The organism is Pseudoduganella sp. RAF19, from assembly GCF_052114165.1.
Classification (GTDB): Bacteria; Pseudomonadota; Gammaproteobacteria; order Burkholderiales; family Burkholderiaceae_D; genus Rugamonas.
This window is the reverse complement of record NZ_JBFREF010000008.1, coordinates 95,642-107,597: the sequence shown is the minus strand read 5'-3', so window position 1 is coordinate 107,597 and position 11,956 is coordinate 95,642. Positions and strand designations below refer to the sequence as shown.

Here is an 11,956-nt window from a genome sequence, read left to right as displayed (position 1 = left end):
GCGGAAATCACTGGGCTCCAGATTGCCGGGACCCGGCTCAACGGTCTGTGCGGCAACGAACATAAAAGTTCTTTTGCATTAATTTTTTGATAAGATTTTTCCTGCGATCCCGGCTGTGTGCGTGGCCGAACAGAACGCAGCAGAAGGCMTGATTAAGCTTGGAAGCACTTCTTCCGTGACTTTTCTGAGAGGACCGATTCATGAAAACTCCGATTCTCCTGGCCCTGTTGGCTACCATCGGCCTGACGGCCTGTGAAAAGACTGTGACTAACAACCCTGGCCCCGCCACCACCGTTGAAAAACCGGTGCCGGTGCCTGTTCCGGGGCCACCAGGCCCGGAAGGCGCTAAAGGCGAGCCGGGTGCACCGGGCAGCCCCGGCGTCCCTGGCGACAAAGGTGCGCCGGGCGAACCTGGCAAGCCTGGCGATACCACCATCGTGGTGCCGCCCGCCGAAAATCCGCCGCCAAACCGCTGATCGCTTCACCCGACACCCCGCTTCGGCGGGGTGTTTTTTTGCGAAAACCCCGCAGTTGAAGGCCTTTCATTTGTAAGACCGCAACTAATCAAAGAAGTTCACGTTGCAAAAAAACTACAATTATTGTTAAAATACGGTTGCTTTGTGCGCTGCCGCACAAAAGCCGGGAAATCCCATCCCATAAACTTGGCCCCACAGCAGTAACAGCTGGGACAGTCCGGCGGTAAGGCGCCGCAGCGCGCCACCGTCATGACCAGAAGTCACCTCATACCTCGGGAGTTAACTAGTGAATAACATTAAGAACATCGCAATCGCCACAGCAGCACTGTGCGCATCTTTCGCCGCCTCGGCACAAGACGCTGCCATCAACCCAAACTGGTACGTTCAAGGCACCGCCGGTGTCATGCGTCCTGATAGCCAATGGGGCGTCGGCAAAGACGACCGCGCCGTCGGTATTCGTTTCGGCAAACCGATCACTGAAAACATCGATATCCAGGGCGGCTACACCGATGCCGCAACCAAGCACAACAACCTGCGCTACCAGCAATCCCTGGTGGGCGTGGATGGCCTGTACCTGTTCTCCCGCAGCCACAACTTCCGTCCCTTCCTGCTGGTCGGCGTGGGCGCAGAGCGCGACAAGCTGAACTCCTACATCACCGGTGCCGAAGCAAAGCGCTGGAACCCATACATCAGCGCGGGCGTGGGCTTCCAGTCCACCATCAACGACCGCTGGTTCTTCCAGGCCGACCTGCGCAATGTGCACGGCTTCCTGGGTGGCGACGCCTTCCGTCCGGCCCACGCCGACAACCAGTACCTGATGTTCTCGCTGAACTACGCGTTCGGCCCGACCCCGCAGCCGCCAGCGCCACCGGCACCAGTGGTCGCTCCAGAACCAGCACCTGCACCAGCACCGGCGCCAGTGGCTCCGCCACCACCGCCACCACCACGCTTCGAAAAGATCACCATGTCGGCGACCGAACTGTTCGCCTTCGACAGCGCGAAGCTGGCACCGGAACAGCCTAAGCTGGACGACATCGCCAAGCTGCTGAACGAAAATCCGTCCATCAGCGGCATCACCATCACCGGCTACACCGACCGCATCGGTTCGGACAAGTACAACCAGAAGCTGTCCGAGCAGCGTGCCAACTCCGTCAAGACCTACCTGGTGGGCAAAGGCGTTGGCGCCGACCGCCTGACCGCTGTGGGCAAAGGCAAGGCCGATCCAGTCGTGGCTTGCGACGGCAAGAAGCAAAAGCGCGCAGACTTGATCAAGTGCCTGGAGCCTAACCGCCGCGTTGAAATCGAACAGATCACCGTGGAACGCAAAGTTCAGTAATCACGGACTGTGATCGCAGGGGCGCTACGGCGCTCCGACAAGATGGGCGCTTCGGCGCCCATCTGCTTTTCCGGAGCCGAAAATGAGCTGGAGAAAGTTTCCCCATATCGCCAAGAAGCTGCCCAACGTCGCCTGGTGCGCCGTCAGCGAATGGTTCGATCACCGCGCCAGCAGCAAAGGCGCCGCCCTCGCCTTTTACACCTTGTTCTCGCTGGCGCCGATTCTGGTGCTGGTGATTGCGATTGCCGGCCTGTTTTACGGCCAGGAAGCGGCGCGCGGCGAGTTGTTTTTCCAGATCCGGGGCCTGGTGGGCAGCCAGGGGGCCGAGGCCATCCAGCTGATTCTGGCCGGCGCCCACAACAAGGACCAGGGCAAGCTGGCGACGCTGATCGCCGGTGCGCTGCTGCTGTTTGGCGCCACCAGCGTGTTCGCCGAACTCAAAGCCAGCCTCGACGAAATCTGGCAACTGCCGCCCCTCACGCAAGGCACGCTGTGGGACACCATCCGCACCCGCTTGCTGTCCTTCGGCATGGTGCTCGTGCTGGGATTTCTGCTGATGGTGTCGCTGGTGGTGAGCGCGGCGCTGGCCGTGCTGGAAAAGATCATGCAGGGCTACTGGCAAGGCATGGCGGCCGTACTCACGGGCGTCAACTACATCATCAGCTTCGTCGTGATCGCCGCCCTGTTTGGCGTGATCTACAAGATGCTGCCGCGTATCCGTCTGTCATGGCGCGACGTGGTGATCGGCGCGCTGGGCACCGCGGCCTTATTCTCATTGGGTAAATACGCGATCGGCCTGTACATCGGCAACAGCGGCGTCACCGACAGCTTCGGCGCCGCCGGCTCACTGATCGCGCTGCTGCTATGGGTCTACTACTCGGCACAAATCTTTTTCCTCGGCGCCGAATTCGCCCGCCAATACGCGCTGCAGCTAGGCAGCCTGCGCCACTACAAGCCGCCTCAATAGAAGTGGATGCCCGGTCTCAGTACAATCTGAAATACCAGCAGCAGCGCCACCAGCGCGCCTAGCGGCCAGGCGATCGAGGCAGCGCCCGCGCCGCCATTGCTCTCCGCACCGGACGCGCGCCAGGCGCCCGCCTGAATCCACACCAGCCCGGCCATTGTCACCACGACCGGCACGATCAGCACCTCAATCCACTCGCGCGGAATGCGGAACAGCACAATCAAGGGCAGCGCCAGCAAAGCCGGCAGCGTCGCGGACCGGAACACGAAGCGCTTGCGCCCGCGCGCGCCGGCAATGTGATCCGGCCCCGCCACGCGCCTGAGCAATAAAGTACCCAGCCAGCACGCGGCCACGGGGATGATCGCCAGCGCAATCAGCGCAATGGCCGTTTTGGTCGCCGCACCGAGGGCGAAATAGCCCATGGCCATGCCGAGATCGCTTTGCTCGCTGATGGCGCCGACGACGACCTGCGGCAGCGCCATGAACATGCCGCAGTACGCCATCCAGAACAGGAACAGGCGCACCGCCGCGGACCTTCCCGCGCCTCGCCGCAACAACAGCGCGCAGGCGACGCCCACCGCCAGCGTCGCCAGCGCGCCGGTGCCCTGGAACAGGCTGGCCAGCGGGCTTTCGCCTTGCCAGCTGTGATTGTTGTGGAACAGCGTCGGCCGCAGCCCCGGCGTGAACGCCTTCGGCAAGACCAGAAAGAATTCCTGAATGAAGAAGATCAGGTTGAAAGCCAGCGCGTAAAGCAGTCCCGACATGATCGTGAGCCGCCAATCCCACGGCCCTGTGGCAGCATCACGCGGCGCGCGCAGTCCCGCCAGCCAAAGCGCCAGCGGCCCCGCGGTGATGATCAAGACAACGCCGATGCCGATAACGCTTCCACTGGTCATGAAGGCTCCTGTTGAGATTGGGTGACAGATTAATGTAAGCTTGCAAGGATTGCAAAAGTCGACCAATACTCGGGATTTCCATTTGACCGCCAGGAACATGACATCAGGCTTGTTCTGCATCGCGCTCGCCCTGCCCCTGCCCGGCCTGTGCGCACCCGCGCCCGGCGACTGCGTGCGCAGCGCGCCCGCCCCTGCTTTCAATGCAAAGCAGCCCGGCATTCGCTCCTACCGTTTTTCGCCCGTCTCGGACCATGAAGCGAGAGAGTATCTGGCGCTGACGACGGGAGAGTCGGTTGATATCCGCCACGGCGGTTGCGAATACCTTGTGACCACGCTGCGCATCAAGTCCAAAAGCATCCCGATCCGGCTGACGGCAGGGCGCGACGCTTTCCTCACAGCCGCCAATCTGTTGCGGCGGCTGCGGCAGCTGAAGGACACCTCGGGATTTGATCTGGCATTGGCCGCAAACACGCTAAGCGCCGCGGCAAAAGGCAATCCGGCATTTGAAGAACCGCTTGCGGTGGAAGGCGATGGTACCGACTTCCTGCAAGCGCAGGTGGCAAGTGGACGCTGCTGGCCAGGAATCAGGCGCCGGCTTTGTACAAATTACGCTTTTCAGAGGACCGCTGTAATCCCTTTCAACCACTGCAAAGGATGCCCGATGATCCGCCCTGCCCTACGCCTTGTTTTCTGCCTGGCTAGCCTGTTCCCCCTCTCCACCCTGGCGGCCGACGCCGCCCCCGCCAAGCCTGTTTATGGCAACTGGGGTTTCGATCTGGATGGGGCCGATCTCAGCACCAGTCCTGGCAAGGACTTCTTTCGCTACGCGAATGGGCGCTGGCTGGATCGTGCCCAGATCCCGGCCGACAAGCCTGGCATCTCGCTGCGGCTGGCGATCTCGGATTTGACCGAAAAGCGCCTGCACGAGCTGCTGGAACAAAGCGCCGCCCAGGTCAGCGGACAGCCGGCCACACTGGAAACCAAGGCCGGCGCATTTTACGCGTCCTTCATGAATGCCGGGCGCATCGAGCAACTGGGCATCCAGCCGGTCGCCGCCGACCTGGCCGCCGTGAAGCAAGCCACTTCGCGCGATGCGCTGGCAGCGCGCATGGGACATAGCCAGACCGGCTTCGAAACGCCGTTGTTCAATTTCCTCATCGACGTCGACCTCAAGGACGTCAATCATTACGCCCTGTACCTGACCCAGGCCGGCCTGGGTCTGCCGGACCGCGACTATTATCTGCAAGCCGCGTTCGCCAGGCAAAAGGCGGCATACCAGCGCTACGTCGCTGAAATCCTGCGGCGCCTGAACTGGCCGCAGCCGGAAGCGCGCGCCCGCGACGTGGTGACGTTCGAAACGGAGCTGGCCCGCGTCAGCTGGACCAAGGCGCAGCAGCGCGACACGGTCGCCACCTATAATGCGATGACGATCGAACAGCTACAGGCGCTGGCGCCGGGATTCAACTGGCGCGGCATGTTCGCTGCGGCCGGCATGCCGCAGCTGTCCAAAGTGATTGTGGCGGAAAAAAGCGCCTTCCCCCAAATGGCACGCCTCTACAGCCGGACGCCGCTCGCCACGCTGCAGGCATGGCAAGCCTTCCATATCGGCGATAACGCCGCACCCTATTTGCCGCAAGCCTTCGTTGACGCACACTTCCAGCTGCACGGCGTCACGCTGGCCGGCCTGCAACAGCAGCCTGTCCGCTGGAAGCGCGCCGTGACCGCGGTCAGTGGCGACGACTTCCTGGCAGGCGACCGCTTTGGCAGCGTTGGCACCATGGGCTTCGGCGTCGGCCAGCTGTACACGGCGCGCTATTTCCCGCCCGAAGTCAAAACGCAGATCGAGGCCATGGTGCTGAACCTGAAGGCCGCCTACCGCGCCCGCATCGAACGCCTGGACTGGATGAGCGAAGCCACGCGCAAGGAAGCGCTGCGCAAGCTCGATACTTACGTCATCAAGGTTGGCTATCCCGACCATCCACGCGACTACAGCGCGCTGGTGATCGCAGCCGACGACCTGATCGGCAACGTGCGCCGTTGCGCCGAAGCCGACTGGGCGTTCTACAGCGGCCGCTACGCCGGTCCGGTGGACCGCTCCGACTGGGCCATGACGCCGCAGACCAACGACGCCTACAACGGCAGCCTGCGCGACATCGTCTTCCCCGCCGCGATTCTGCAAGCGCCCATCTTCGATCCGAATGCCGATCCGGCCATTAACTATGGCGCTGCCGGCGGCGTCATCGGCCACGAGCTCACCCACGGTTTCGACGATGAAGGCCGCACCATCGATGCCGACGGCGCCTTGCGCGACTGGTGGACCGCCCAGGATGCAGCCGCCTTCAAGGCCCGTGCCCACATGTTGGGCCTGGAGTACGCCAAGCTGGAGCCGGTTCCCGGCGCCAAGGTCAATGCGGAGCTGACCATGGGCGAAAACATCGCCGACCTGGGCGGCGTCACCCTGGCGCTGGATGCCTACCATGCCTCGCTCAACGGCCAGCCGGCGCCCCTGCTGGACGGCTACACCGGTGACCAGCGTGTGTTCCTTGGCTGGGCGCAGGCCTGGCGCGGCAAGGTGCGCGAAGAAGCCGTGCGCAAGCAGTTGGCGACCGATCCACATTCGCCACGCCAGTACCGCGGCGGCATACCGCCGCGTAATGTGGATGCCTGGTACGAAGCCTTCCAAGTGCAGCCGGGCGACCCGATGTATCTGCCGCCGGAACAGCGGGCGCGCATCTGGTAAGCACGCGGCTCAGGACTGGAGTTTGTTGTCTTCAGCCTGGGCTTCCTGCATGGCCGCTGGCTCCAGCTCCTCCGCCGAGCGGTTGAGATGGACGAAAACACCCCACGCAGCCAGCAGCACGCCAACGCCGGCAATGAAGGCTGCCGCGTAAAGCAGTTCGCTGGCGTCTTCGTGCACCGCGCGGAAGGTGGCGACCAGGCCTTCGATGGCCAGTGCCACCACCACAACCACGAAAAAGCGCGACAGGAAGCGCCGCACGCGCGTGGGTGCACTGATGTCCGCATCGCGGATCACTTCTTCTTCGATAATGGTTTCGGCAATCTGCAGGGCGACCACCGCGGCGGCAAGGATGCCGATCGCTTCGATCACTTCCTGTGCCGATGCCAGGCCGATGTCGCCTGCCGCGGCGTGCCAGCCCAGACGGGCGCCAATCACCATCAGGAACAGTGCGCCGGCGGTAAACAGCAGCGCAATGACTGCATGGATGGCGCCAAAGGACAGCATCAGTTTTTTCATGTGCCTCAGTCACCCAGCAGTTCGGCCACGACTTCCATGCCTTCGAGTTTTTCCGCCACCGCTTTGATGATCACGGTCAGCGGCACCCCAAGCAGCAGTCCCCACACGCCCCACAGCCAGCCCCAGAACAGCAGGCTGACGAACACTGCGGCGGCATTCATGCGCGCGATGCGGCCGGTCATCAGGGTCGCGACCAGCAGGCCCATCAACGTGGCGATGGCGAGCGAGGCGCCCATCACCAGCAGCACAGGCGGCAGCGATTCAAACTGGAGATAAGCCACCAGCCCGGTGGCGAACGTAATCAGCAGCGGGCCGAAGTAAGGCATGACGTGCAGCAGGCCTGCCACGATGGCCCAGGCGCCGGCGTTCTCCAGGCCGATCCAGGTAAAGGCGCCCCAGCTAAGCAGCGCCAGCAAGGTGTTCGTCACCAGCAGCATGAACATATAGCCCTGGATGGAAGCGTTGATGTCTTCCATGATCTGCACGGTGATGCGCTTCTTGCTCAGCGAAGGCCCGGTCAGTTTGACCAGCTTGCGCTTGAAGGTGTCGCCGGACAGCAGCAGAAAGTATACGAGGAAGGCCACCATCGTGAACTGGCTGAGGAAGGCCGCCACGCCGCGCGAACCAGCCCATACCCAGTCGATGACCTTGATGTTGCCGCCTTCCGCCACCGCCGGCGCCGGCTTACGCGGCGCCTTGCGCGCTCCCGCTGCGCCACCTGTCGTGGCTTGTTCCAGTTCGTTGGCGACGGCCTGGATGCGCTGCAATGTGCTGCCCGTGCCGCCCGTGGTGGAAGCGACCAGGCGCGACAACTTGTGCCCCGCCTCGGGCAGCTCTTCCACGATATTGGTAAATTCGCCCTGCACCTTCTGCGCCACCACGCCCATCAGGGCCAGCATGGCAACCGTCACCAGCGTGGTGCCGATCGCGCGGCGTACATGCCAGCGCTCCAGCCAGCTCACGGCAGGGTTAAGGGTATAGGCGATCAGGAGGCCCAGCATGATAGGGACGAGAAAATCCCGTCCCCATTGCAGGGCATACAGAAAGGCGACCGTTGCGATGATGCCCAGCGCCAGCCCGCGTGCGTTGACATGCAACGGAATGCGCTGCGCGTCATTCAGCTCCTCGGGCAGATCCATGGCGCCGGGCCATCATCCGTGCGCTTACTTCACGCGGATATCGTTTTTCACCGACTTCACGCCGTTCACGCCGCGTGCGACTTCGCCTGCTTTGGTGATGTCAGCCGGCTGGGCCACAAAGCCGCTCAGCTGCACAACGCCTTTATAGGTTTCGACATTGATTTCGGTGGACTTCAGGGTCGGTTCATTGAAGATGCTGGCCTTCACTTTGGTGGTCAGGGCGGCATCGTCGATGTATTCGCCGGCGCTTTCTTTGGTTGGAGTCGAAGAACAGCCAACCACACTGAACACAGTAGCGGCAGCGAACACAGCCATAGCAATATTGCGGGCGATTTTCATTTTGCTTCTCCTTGGTTGATGGTAGGTGCAGTCGCCTTGCGACTTGCCTAGTGTCCAGCTAATTGCCTGCGCGTTCTGTTCGATGGCGAACATATAAGCCAGGGTGCGGCATCGCACAGACCCATGTGTGGTGGCTGACTATGCTGGCTACACATCATTCTGGAGGACATCAAATGAAATCGACTACCACCCTGGCAGCGATGATGATTGCGGTCGCTGCCCTCACGACCGGCTGCGCCAGCAGCAGCAACTACCCGGCCGACACGGACTACTCGACGCGGGCGGATGCAAGCACGTACGGCACCATCGACTCGATCCAGGTTGTGCGCGTCGATCAATCCACCAGTGGCGCAGGCGCTGTGGCAGGCGGCCTGATTGGCGCCCTGGCCGGTAACCAGATCGGTTCCGGTACCGGCCGCACCGCCGCTACCGCTGCCGGTGCCATCGGCGGCGCTGTCGTCGGCAACCAGATCGAAAAGAACCGCAACGCTCCGCACGATATGTACCAGATCAGCGTGCGTCTGGATAACGGCGACTACCGCACCGTGAACCAGGACAGCGCTTACGACCTGCGCGTGGGCAGCCGCGTGCGTATGGTCGACGGCCGCATCTACCGTTACTAAACAAGGAGAATATCCATGGGAACCATTCTGCTGATCGTGCTGGTGCTGCTGGTGGTTGGCGCACTTCCGACTTGGCCTTACAGCCGCAGCTGGGGCTTTGCCCCGAGCGGGCTGGTGGGCATTATCGTCGTGGTGCTGCTGATTATGCTGCTTACCGGCAGGCTGTAGACCCGGGGCGCTTCGGCGCCCTTTCTTTTTCCAGGAGAATGACGATGAAAAAGATCCTGATTGGCGCTGCACTGGCAGCAGGGCTATGCAGCGCATACGCCCAGACCACCCCACCTGAAGTCGCACGTCACCAGGCGCAGGAACTGAGACACGGTGACCCGGCCCGCTGGTACAAGCCCGACCGCGGCGCGAAGGCCGAACTGGCCACCCTGCGCAAGGAAAACCAGGCGGCACTGGCCGAAGCGCTGCAAGGCTGCAAACAGGCCGGCGCCGGCGCGCGCAGCGATTGCGTACGCGAAGCGCGTGCCACCTACAACGCGGACATGGCGAATATCCGCGAGCAGCGACTCGCCGCAAAAGAGATGCAAAAAACGTACGAAACCAGCGGACGCTGAGCCGTGGTTATACCTGTCCACTGATTTGGAATTAGCCAAAGGGGAGCGGCCTCGGCTAGCATGCTGGAATGGCAACTCCCTTTCTCACGCACCGCGCCGAATTGCGGGATACCGTCGCGCAGAAACTTGGCATCGCCGGCGATCTCTACGACTGCTACACCAGGCTGCTGCACGACGCGGCACAAACCCCATTCCGCAAAGGCGATTATCTGCAGCGCGCAGGCGAGCCGGCCCAGGACTTCTTCTGGCTCGGCAGCGGCATCGTGCGCCGCGGTTACTTCAGTGCGGAAGGCGAAGACATCACGCTCGGCTTCATGTGTGCCGGCGACAATTCCGGTTCCTACAGCGATTTGCAGGCCGGCCGCGATGGCTTGCCCGCGCGCGAATTCTTTATCGCCGAAACGGCGGTCGTGGGTTACCGCATCAGCTGGGCGCGCCTGCAGGAGCTGCTGGCCAAACACAGCTGCGCCCAGGGCTATCTGGAAAAAGTCATGGAGCGCGCCGTCGGCCGCTACGCCCAGAACCTGCGCATTCTCGCCCTGCCTTCGGCCAGCGAGCGCCTGGACGCCTTCCGCGAAGTCTATCCCGGCCTGGAGCCGCTGATTTCGCAGCGCGCGCTGGCGTCCTTCCTGGGTGTCACCACCCAGTACATGTCTCAGCTCAAACGCACGGTCTGATCAGGGATTCGGATTGGCTTTGCGGTGCATCAGCCAGCCCACGCCGGCTGCTACGAGCGCCACCACCGCCAGCGCCGGCTTGACCAGTTTCTTGCGCATGATGAAGGAGCCCACCGTCAGCGCATACGGCGCCAGCGATTTGATGGAGCGGTAATTGAGCTTGCTGGCCAGCCCTTCCGCGCTGCCGATGCCGCCCAGCAGATTGCCCAGACGGTTCTGCAGCGCGCCCACTGCATGGTCCACCGCCCCATGCAGCAACGCATCCGGATGCAGGGCGTTCGCCACCTGATACTTGGCCTGCATCACGCTCAGGCGATACAGCTCGCCTTCGCGGATCAGGCGCTCCTTGTTGGCGGCAAGCGCCGCCTGTTTTTCTTTCTTGCTCATGAAAACCCTTTACAAGAGCGCGTCGCGGTCTGCCTTCAGCTCGGCCATCGTGGCCGGCAGCGAAAGCTTGCCTTGCTTGATCAGGCTGGTGGCGTACCAGATCAGGCCAATCGCGATCACGGCAAAGGCCACGGCCAGGATCAGCAGAATCTTCCAGCCCAGTGCGGCCCAGGCCAGATAGATCAGCGTCGCGGTGCCGAAAGCGATGGCGAACCAGGCAGCCAGCATCGCCAGCGCAAACACCACCGACAACTGCATCAGGTGATTGCGTAGCTCAGACAGCTCCAGGGCCGCCAGCTCCAGCCGCGACAGCAGCAGGCGCATGGTGTTGCGAACGACCGCCGACAGGGACCCGATCAGGCCCGGCTGCGGCGGGGCGGCTTGTTCCTCGTCCATGTGTTCGCCTGCCATGGCGGCTTACTTGCGGCCCAGGATGACGCCCACCAGCAAACCCACGCCGGCGGCCACTGCGATCGAGCGCCAAGGGTTTTCTTTGACATAGGCGTCCGTCGAGCTGGCCATCTCTTTGGTGGCTGCCACCGCGCTGGCCTGGGCTTCCTGTGCTTTTGCCAGGGCGCTGTCCAGGGCGCGCATGCCGCGGCCACGCAGTTCTTCAGCCTTTTCGCCGGTCAGCGCGGTGGCTGCGGTAAACAGGGCTTGGGCGTCCTTGACCAGGGTCTTGACGTCGTTGTTGACGGTACTGATGTTATTTTCCAGCATGATAGGACTCCTCTTCGGCTTCGGTTATATCAACAAATCCCGCATATCGTCGGCGTGTTCCTCTTCGACCGCCATGATTTTGATCAAAAGCTGTTTAGTCGTCGGGTCGCTGTCGCCAATCTGTTCGATCATCTGGCGATAGGACTCGATCGCCACACGCTCTGCAACCAGGTTGGCGCGGACCATGGCCTGCACCTCCCTGGAATCATCATACTCGGCATGGCTACGGTCGAGCAACGTTGCAGGATTGTAATCCGGATCACCGTTGAGCTGCACGATGCGTTCCGCGATCCAGTCCGCATGCTCCTGTTCCTGGGTGGCGTGCTCCAGGAACTCAGCCTTGATGGCGGCGTTCTGCAGGCCGGTTACGGTGTAGTAGTGACGCTTGTAGCGGTTGATGCAGACCAGTTCAGTGGCCAGCGCTTCGTTCAGCATTTTCAGTACGGCAGTACGGTCGCCTTTATAGCCGACGGTCACGGGACCGTCGGCCAGATTGGCGGCTGCCGCGCGCACGGCAGCCTTATCGATGCCGCGCGGGGTTTGATTCATATCAGCCATGGGGTTCTTCCTTCAGATCAGG

16 protein-coding genes are annotated in these 11,956 nt (G+C 62.4%); 8 read left to right on the top strand and 8 right to left on the bottom strand.

The genetic code is table 11. The features are described from left to right. Positions 1-200 precede the first annotated feature (200 nt). The 3 genes from AB4Z19_RS21390 (at position 201) to AB4Z19_RS21380 (ending at position 2,779) form a co-directional block, all read left to right on the top strand. On the top strand, positions 201-476 hold the full coding sequence (locus tag AB4Z19_RS21390; RefSeq protein ID WP_442035938.1) for a hypothetical protein: 276 nt from the start codon (positions 201-203) through the stop codon (positions 474-476). 286 nt (positions 477-762) lie between these two features. After that, on the top strand, positions 763-1,812 hold the full coding sequence (locus AB4Z19_RS21385; protein WP_442029934.1) for an OmpA family protein: 1,050 nt from the start codon (positions 763-765) through the stop codon (positions 1,810-1,812). An 82-nt stretch (positions 1,813-1,894) separates the two neighbouring features. Continuing rightward, the gene (locus AB4Z19_RS21380) at positions 1,895-2,779 is read left to right on the top strand and encodes a YihY/virulence factor BrkB family protein (protein ID WP_442035937.1); all 885 of its coding nucleotides are present in this window, start codon (positions 1,895-1,897) and stop codon (positions 2,777-2,779) included. On the opposite strand, the gene AB4Z19_RS21375 is transcribed toward AB4Z19_RS21380, so the two are convergent. Continuing rightward, entirely contained in the window at positions 2,773-3,792 is a 1,020-nt protein-coding gene (locus AB4Z19_RS21375; RefSeq protein ID WP_442027082.1) for a hypothetical protein, read from the bottom strand. The genes AB4Z19_RS21380 and AB4Z19_RS21375 overlap by 7 nt on opposite strands. Between AB4Z19_RS21375 and AB4Z19_RS21370 the strand changes: the two genes are divergently transcribed. Next, positions 3,770-6,412 carry a M13 family metallopeptidase gene (locus AB4Z19_RS21370; protein WP_442035936.1) on the top strand — a complete coding sequence of 881 codons (2,643 nt, stop codon included), beginning with the start codon at positions 3,770-3,772 and terminating at the stop codon, positions 6,410-6,412. The genes AB4Z19_RS21375 and AB4Z19_RS21370 overlap by 23 nt on opposite strands. Before the next feature lie 9 nt (positions 6,413-6,421). On the opposite strand, the gene AB4Z19_RS21365 is transcribed toward AB4Z19_RS21370, so the two are convergent. Genes AB4Z19_RS21365 through AB4Z19_RS21355 form a run of 3 tightly spaced genes read right to left on the bottom strand, consistent with a single transcriptional unit; the run spans position 6,422 to position 8,406 of the window. Next, positions 6,422-6,928 carry a hypothetical protein gene (locus AB4Z19_RS21365; RefSeq protein ID WP_442027080.1) on the bottom strand — a complete coding sequence of 169 codons (507 nt, stop codon included), beginning with the start codon at positions 6,926-6,928 and terminating at the stop codon, positions 6,422-6,424. A 5-nt stretch (positions 6,929-6,933) separates the two neighbouring features. After that, the gene (locus AB4Z19_RS21360; protein ID WP_442027079.1) at positions 6,934-8,067 is read right to left on the bottom strand and encodes an AI-2E family transporter; all 1,134 of its coding nucleotides are present in this window, start codon (positions 8,065-8,067) and stop codon (positions 6,934-6,936) included. A gap of 24 nt (positions 8,068-8,091) precedes the next feature. Continuing rightward, positions 8,092-8,406, bottom strand: coding sequence for a BON domain-containing protein (locus AB4Z19_RS21355; protein WP_442035935.1), 315 nt, complete (start codon positions 8,404-8,406; stop codon positions 8,092-8,094). A gap of 173 nt (positions 8,407-8,579) precedes the next feature. On the opposite strand from AB4Z19_RS21355, the gene AB4Z19_RS21350 reads away from it, so the two are divergent. The 4 genes from AB4Z19_RS21350 to AB4Z19_RS21335 all read left to right on the top strand — a co-directional run bounded on the left by AB4Z19_RS21350 (position 8,580) and on the right by AB4Z19_RS21335 (position 10,269). Continuing rightward, positions 8,580-9,029, top strand: coding sequence for a glycine zipper 2TM domain-containing protein (locus AB4Z19_RS21350; RefSeq protein WP_442028907.1), 450 nt, complete (start codon positions 8,580-8,582; stop codon positions 9,027-9,029). A gap of 15 nt (positions 9,030-9,044) precedes the next feature. Continuing rightward, entirely contained in the window at positions 9,045-9,197 is a 153-nt protein-coding gene (locus tag AB4Z19_RS21345) for a DUF3309 domain-containing protein (RefSeq protein ID WP_442028908.1), read from the top strand. A 44-nt stretch (positions 9,198-9,241) separates the two neighbouring features. Beyond that, the gene (locus AB4Z19_RS21340; protein WP_442028909.1) at positions 9,242-9,592 is read left to right on the top strand and encodes a hypothetical protein; all 351 of its coding nucleotides are present in this window, start codon (positions 9,242-9,244) and stop codon (positions 9,590-9,592) included. Between the two features lie 68 nt (positions 9,593-9,660). Further along, the gene (locus AB4Z19_RS21335) at positions 9,661-10,269 is read left to right on the top strand and encodes a Crp/Fnr family transcriptional regulator (RefSeq protein ID WP_442028910.1); all 609 of its coding nucleotides are present in this window, start codon (positions 9,661-9,663) and stop codon (positions 10,267-10,269) included. On the opposite strand, the gene AB4Z19_RS21330 is transcribed toward AB4Z19_RS21335, so the two are convergent. Genes AB4Z19_RS21330 through AB4Z19_RS21315 form a run of 4 tightly spaced genes read right to left on the bottom strand, consistent with a single transcriptional unit; the run spans position 10,270 to position 11,934 of the window. After that, positions 10,270-10,656 carry a hypothetical protein gene (locus tag AB4Z19_RS21330; protein ID WP_442028911.1) on the bottom strand — a complete coding sequence of 129 codons (387 nt, stop codon included), beginning with the start codon at positions 10,654-10,656 and terminating at the stop codon, positions 10,270-10,272. Between the two features lie 9 nt (positions 10,657-10,665). Beyond that, entirely contained in the window at positions 10,666-11,052 is a 387-nt protein-coding gene (locus AB4Z19_RS21325; RefSeq protein WP_442028912.1) for a phage holin family protein, read from the bottom strand. Between the two features lie 21 nt (positions 11,053-11,073). Then, positions 11,074-11,376, bottom strand: coding sequence for a DUF883 family protein (locus tag AB4Z19_RS21320; RefSeq protein ID WP_442028913.1), 303 nt, complete (start codon positions 11,374-11,376; stop codon positions 11,074-11,076). A gap of 24 nt (positions 11,377-11,400) precedes the next feature. Next, a complete protein-coding gene (locus AB4Z19_RS21315) occupies positions 11,401-11,934 on the bottom strand; it encodes a ferritin-like domain-containing protein (RefSeq protein WP_442035934.1) in 534 nt (177 codons plus the stop codon). Positions 11,935-11,956 lie beyond the last annotated feature (22 nt).

What these genes read in the sequence shown, in the direction of transcription:
- AB4Z19_RS21350 (WP_442028907.1), top strand. Translation starts at nt 8,580, where the DNA reads ATGAAATCGACTACCACCCTGGCAGCGATGATGATTGCGGTCGCTGCC.
- AB4Z19_RS21380 (WP_442035937.1), top strand. Translation starts at nt 1,895, where the DNA reads ATGAGCTGGAGAAAGTTTCCCCATATCGCCAAGAAGCTGCCCAACGTC.
- AB4Z19_RS21315 (WP_442035934.1), bottom strand. Translation starts at nt 11,934, where the DNA reads ATGGCTGATATGAATCAAACCCCGCGCGGCATCGATAAGGCTGCCGTG.
- AB4Z19_RS21365 (WP_442027080.1), bottom strand. Translation starts at nt 6,928, where the DNA reads ATGAAAAAACTGATGCTGTCCTTTGGCGCCATCCATGCAGTCATTGCG.
- AB4Z19_RS21320 (WP_442028913.1), bottom strand. Translation starts at nt 11,376, where the DNA reads ATGCTGGAAAATAACATCAGTACCGTCAACAACGACGTCAAGACCCTG.
- AB4Z19_RS21345 (WP_442028908.1), top strand. Translation starts at nt 9,045, where the DNA reads ATGGGAACCATTCTGCTGATCGTGCTGGTGCTGCTGGTGGTTGGCGCA.
- AB4Z19_RS21330 (WP_442028911.1), bottom strand. Translation starts at nt 10,656, where the DNA reads ATGAGCAAGAAAGAAAAACAGGCGGCGCTTGCCGCCAACAAGGAGCGC.
- AB4Z19_RS21325 (WP_442028912.1), bottom strand. Translation starts at nt 11,052, where the DNA reads ATGGACGAGGAACAAGCCGCCCCGCCGCAGCCGGGCCTGATCGGGTCC.
- AB4Z19_RS21360 (WP_442027079.1), bottom strand. Translation starts at nt 8,067, where the DNA reads ATGGATCTGCCCGAGGAGCTGAATGACGCGCAGCGCATTCCGTTGCAT.
- AB4Z19_RS21390 (WP_442035938.1), top strand. Translation starts at nt 201, where the DNA reads ATGAAAACTCCGATTCTCCTGGCCCTGTTGGCTACCATCGGCCTGACG.
- AB4Z19_RS21355 (WP_442035935.1), bottom strand. Translation starts at nt 8,406, where the DNA reads ATGAAAATCGCCCGCAATATTGCTATGGCTGTGTTCGCTGCCGCTACT.
- AB4Z19_RS21340 (WP_442028909.1), top strand. Translation starts at nt 9,242, where the DNA reads ATGAAAAAGATCCTGATTGGCGCTGCACTGGCAGCAGGGCTATGCAGC.
- AB4Z19_RS21375 (WP_442027082.1), bottom strand. Translation starts at nt 3,792, where the DNA reads ATGCAGAACAAGCCTGATGTCATGTTCCTGGCGGTCAAATGGAAATCC.
- AB4Z19_RS21335 (WP_442028910.1), top strand. Translation starts at nt 9,661, where the DNA reads ATGGCAACTCCCTTTCTCACGCACCGCGCCGAATTGCGGGATACCGTC.
- AB4Z19_RS21370 (WP_442035936.1), top strand. Translation starts at nt 3,770, where the DNA reads ATGACATCAGGCTTGTTCTGCATCGCGCTCGCCCTGCCCCTGCCCGGC.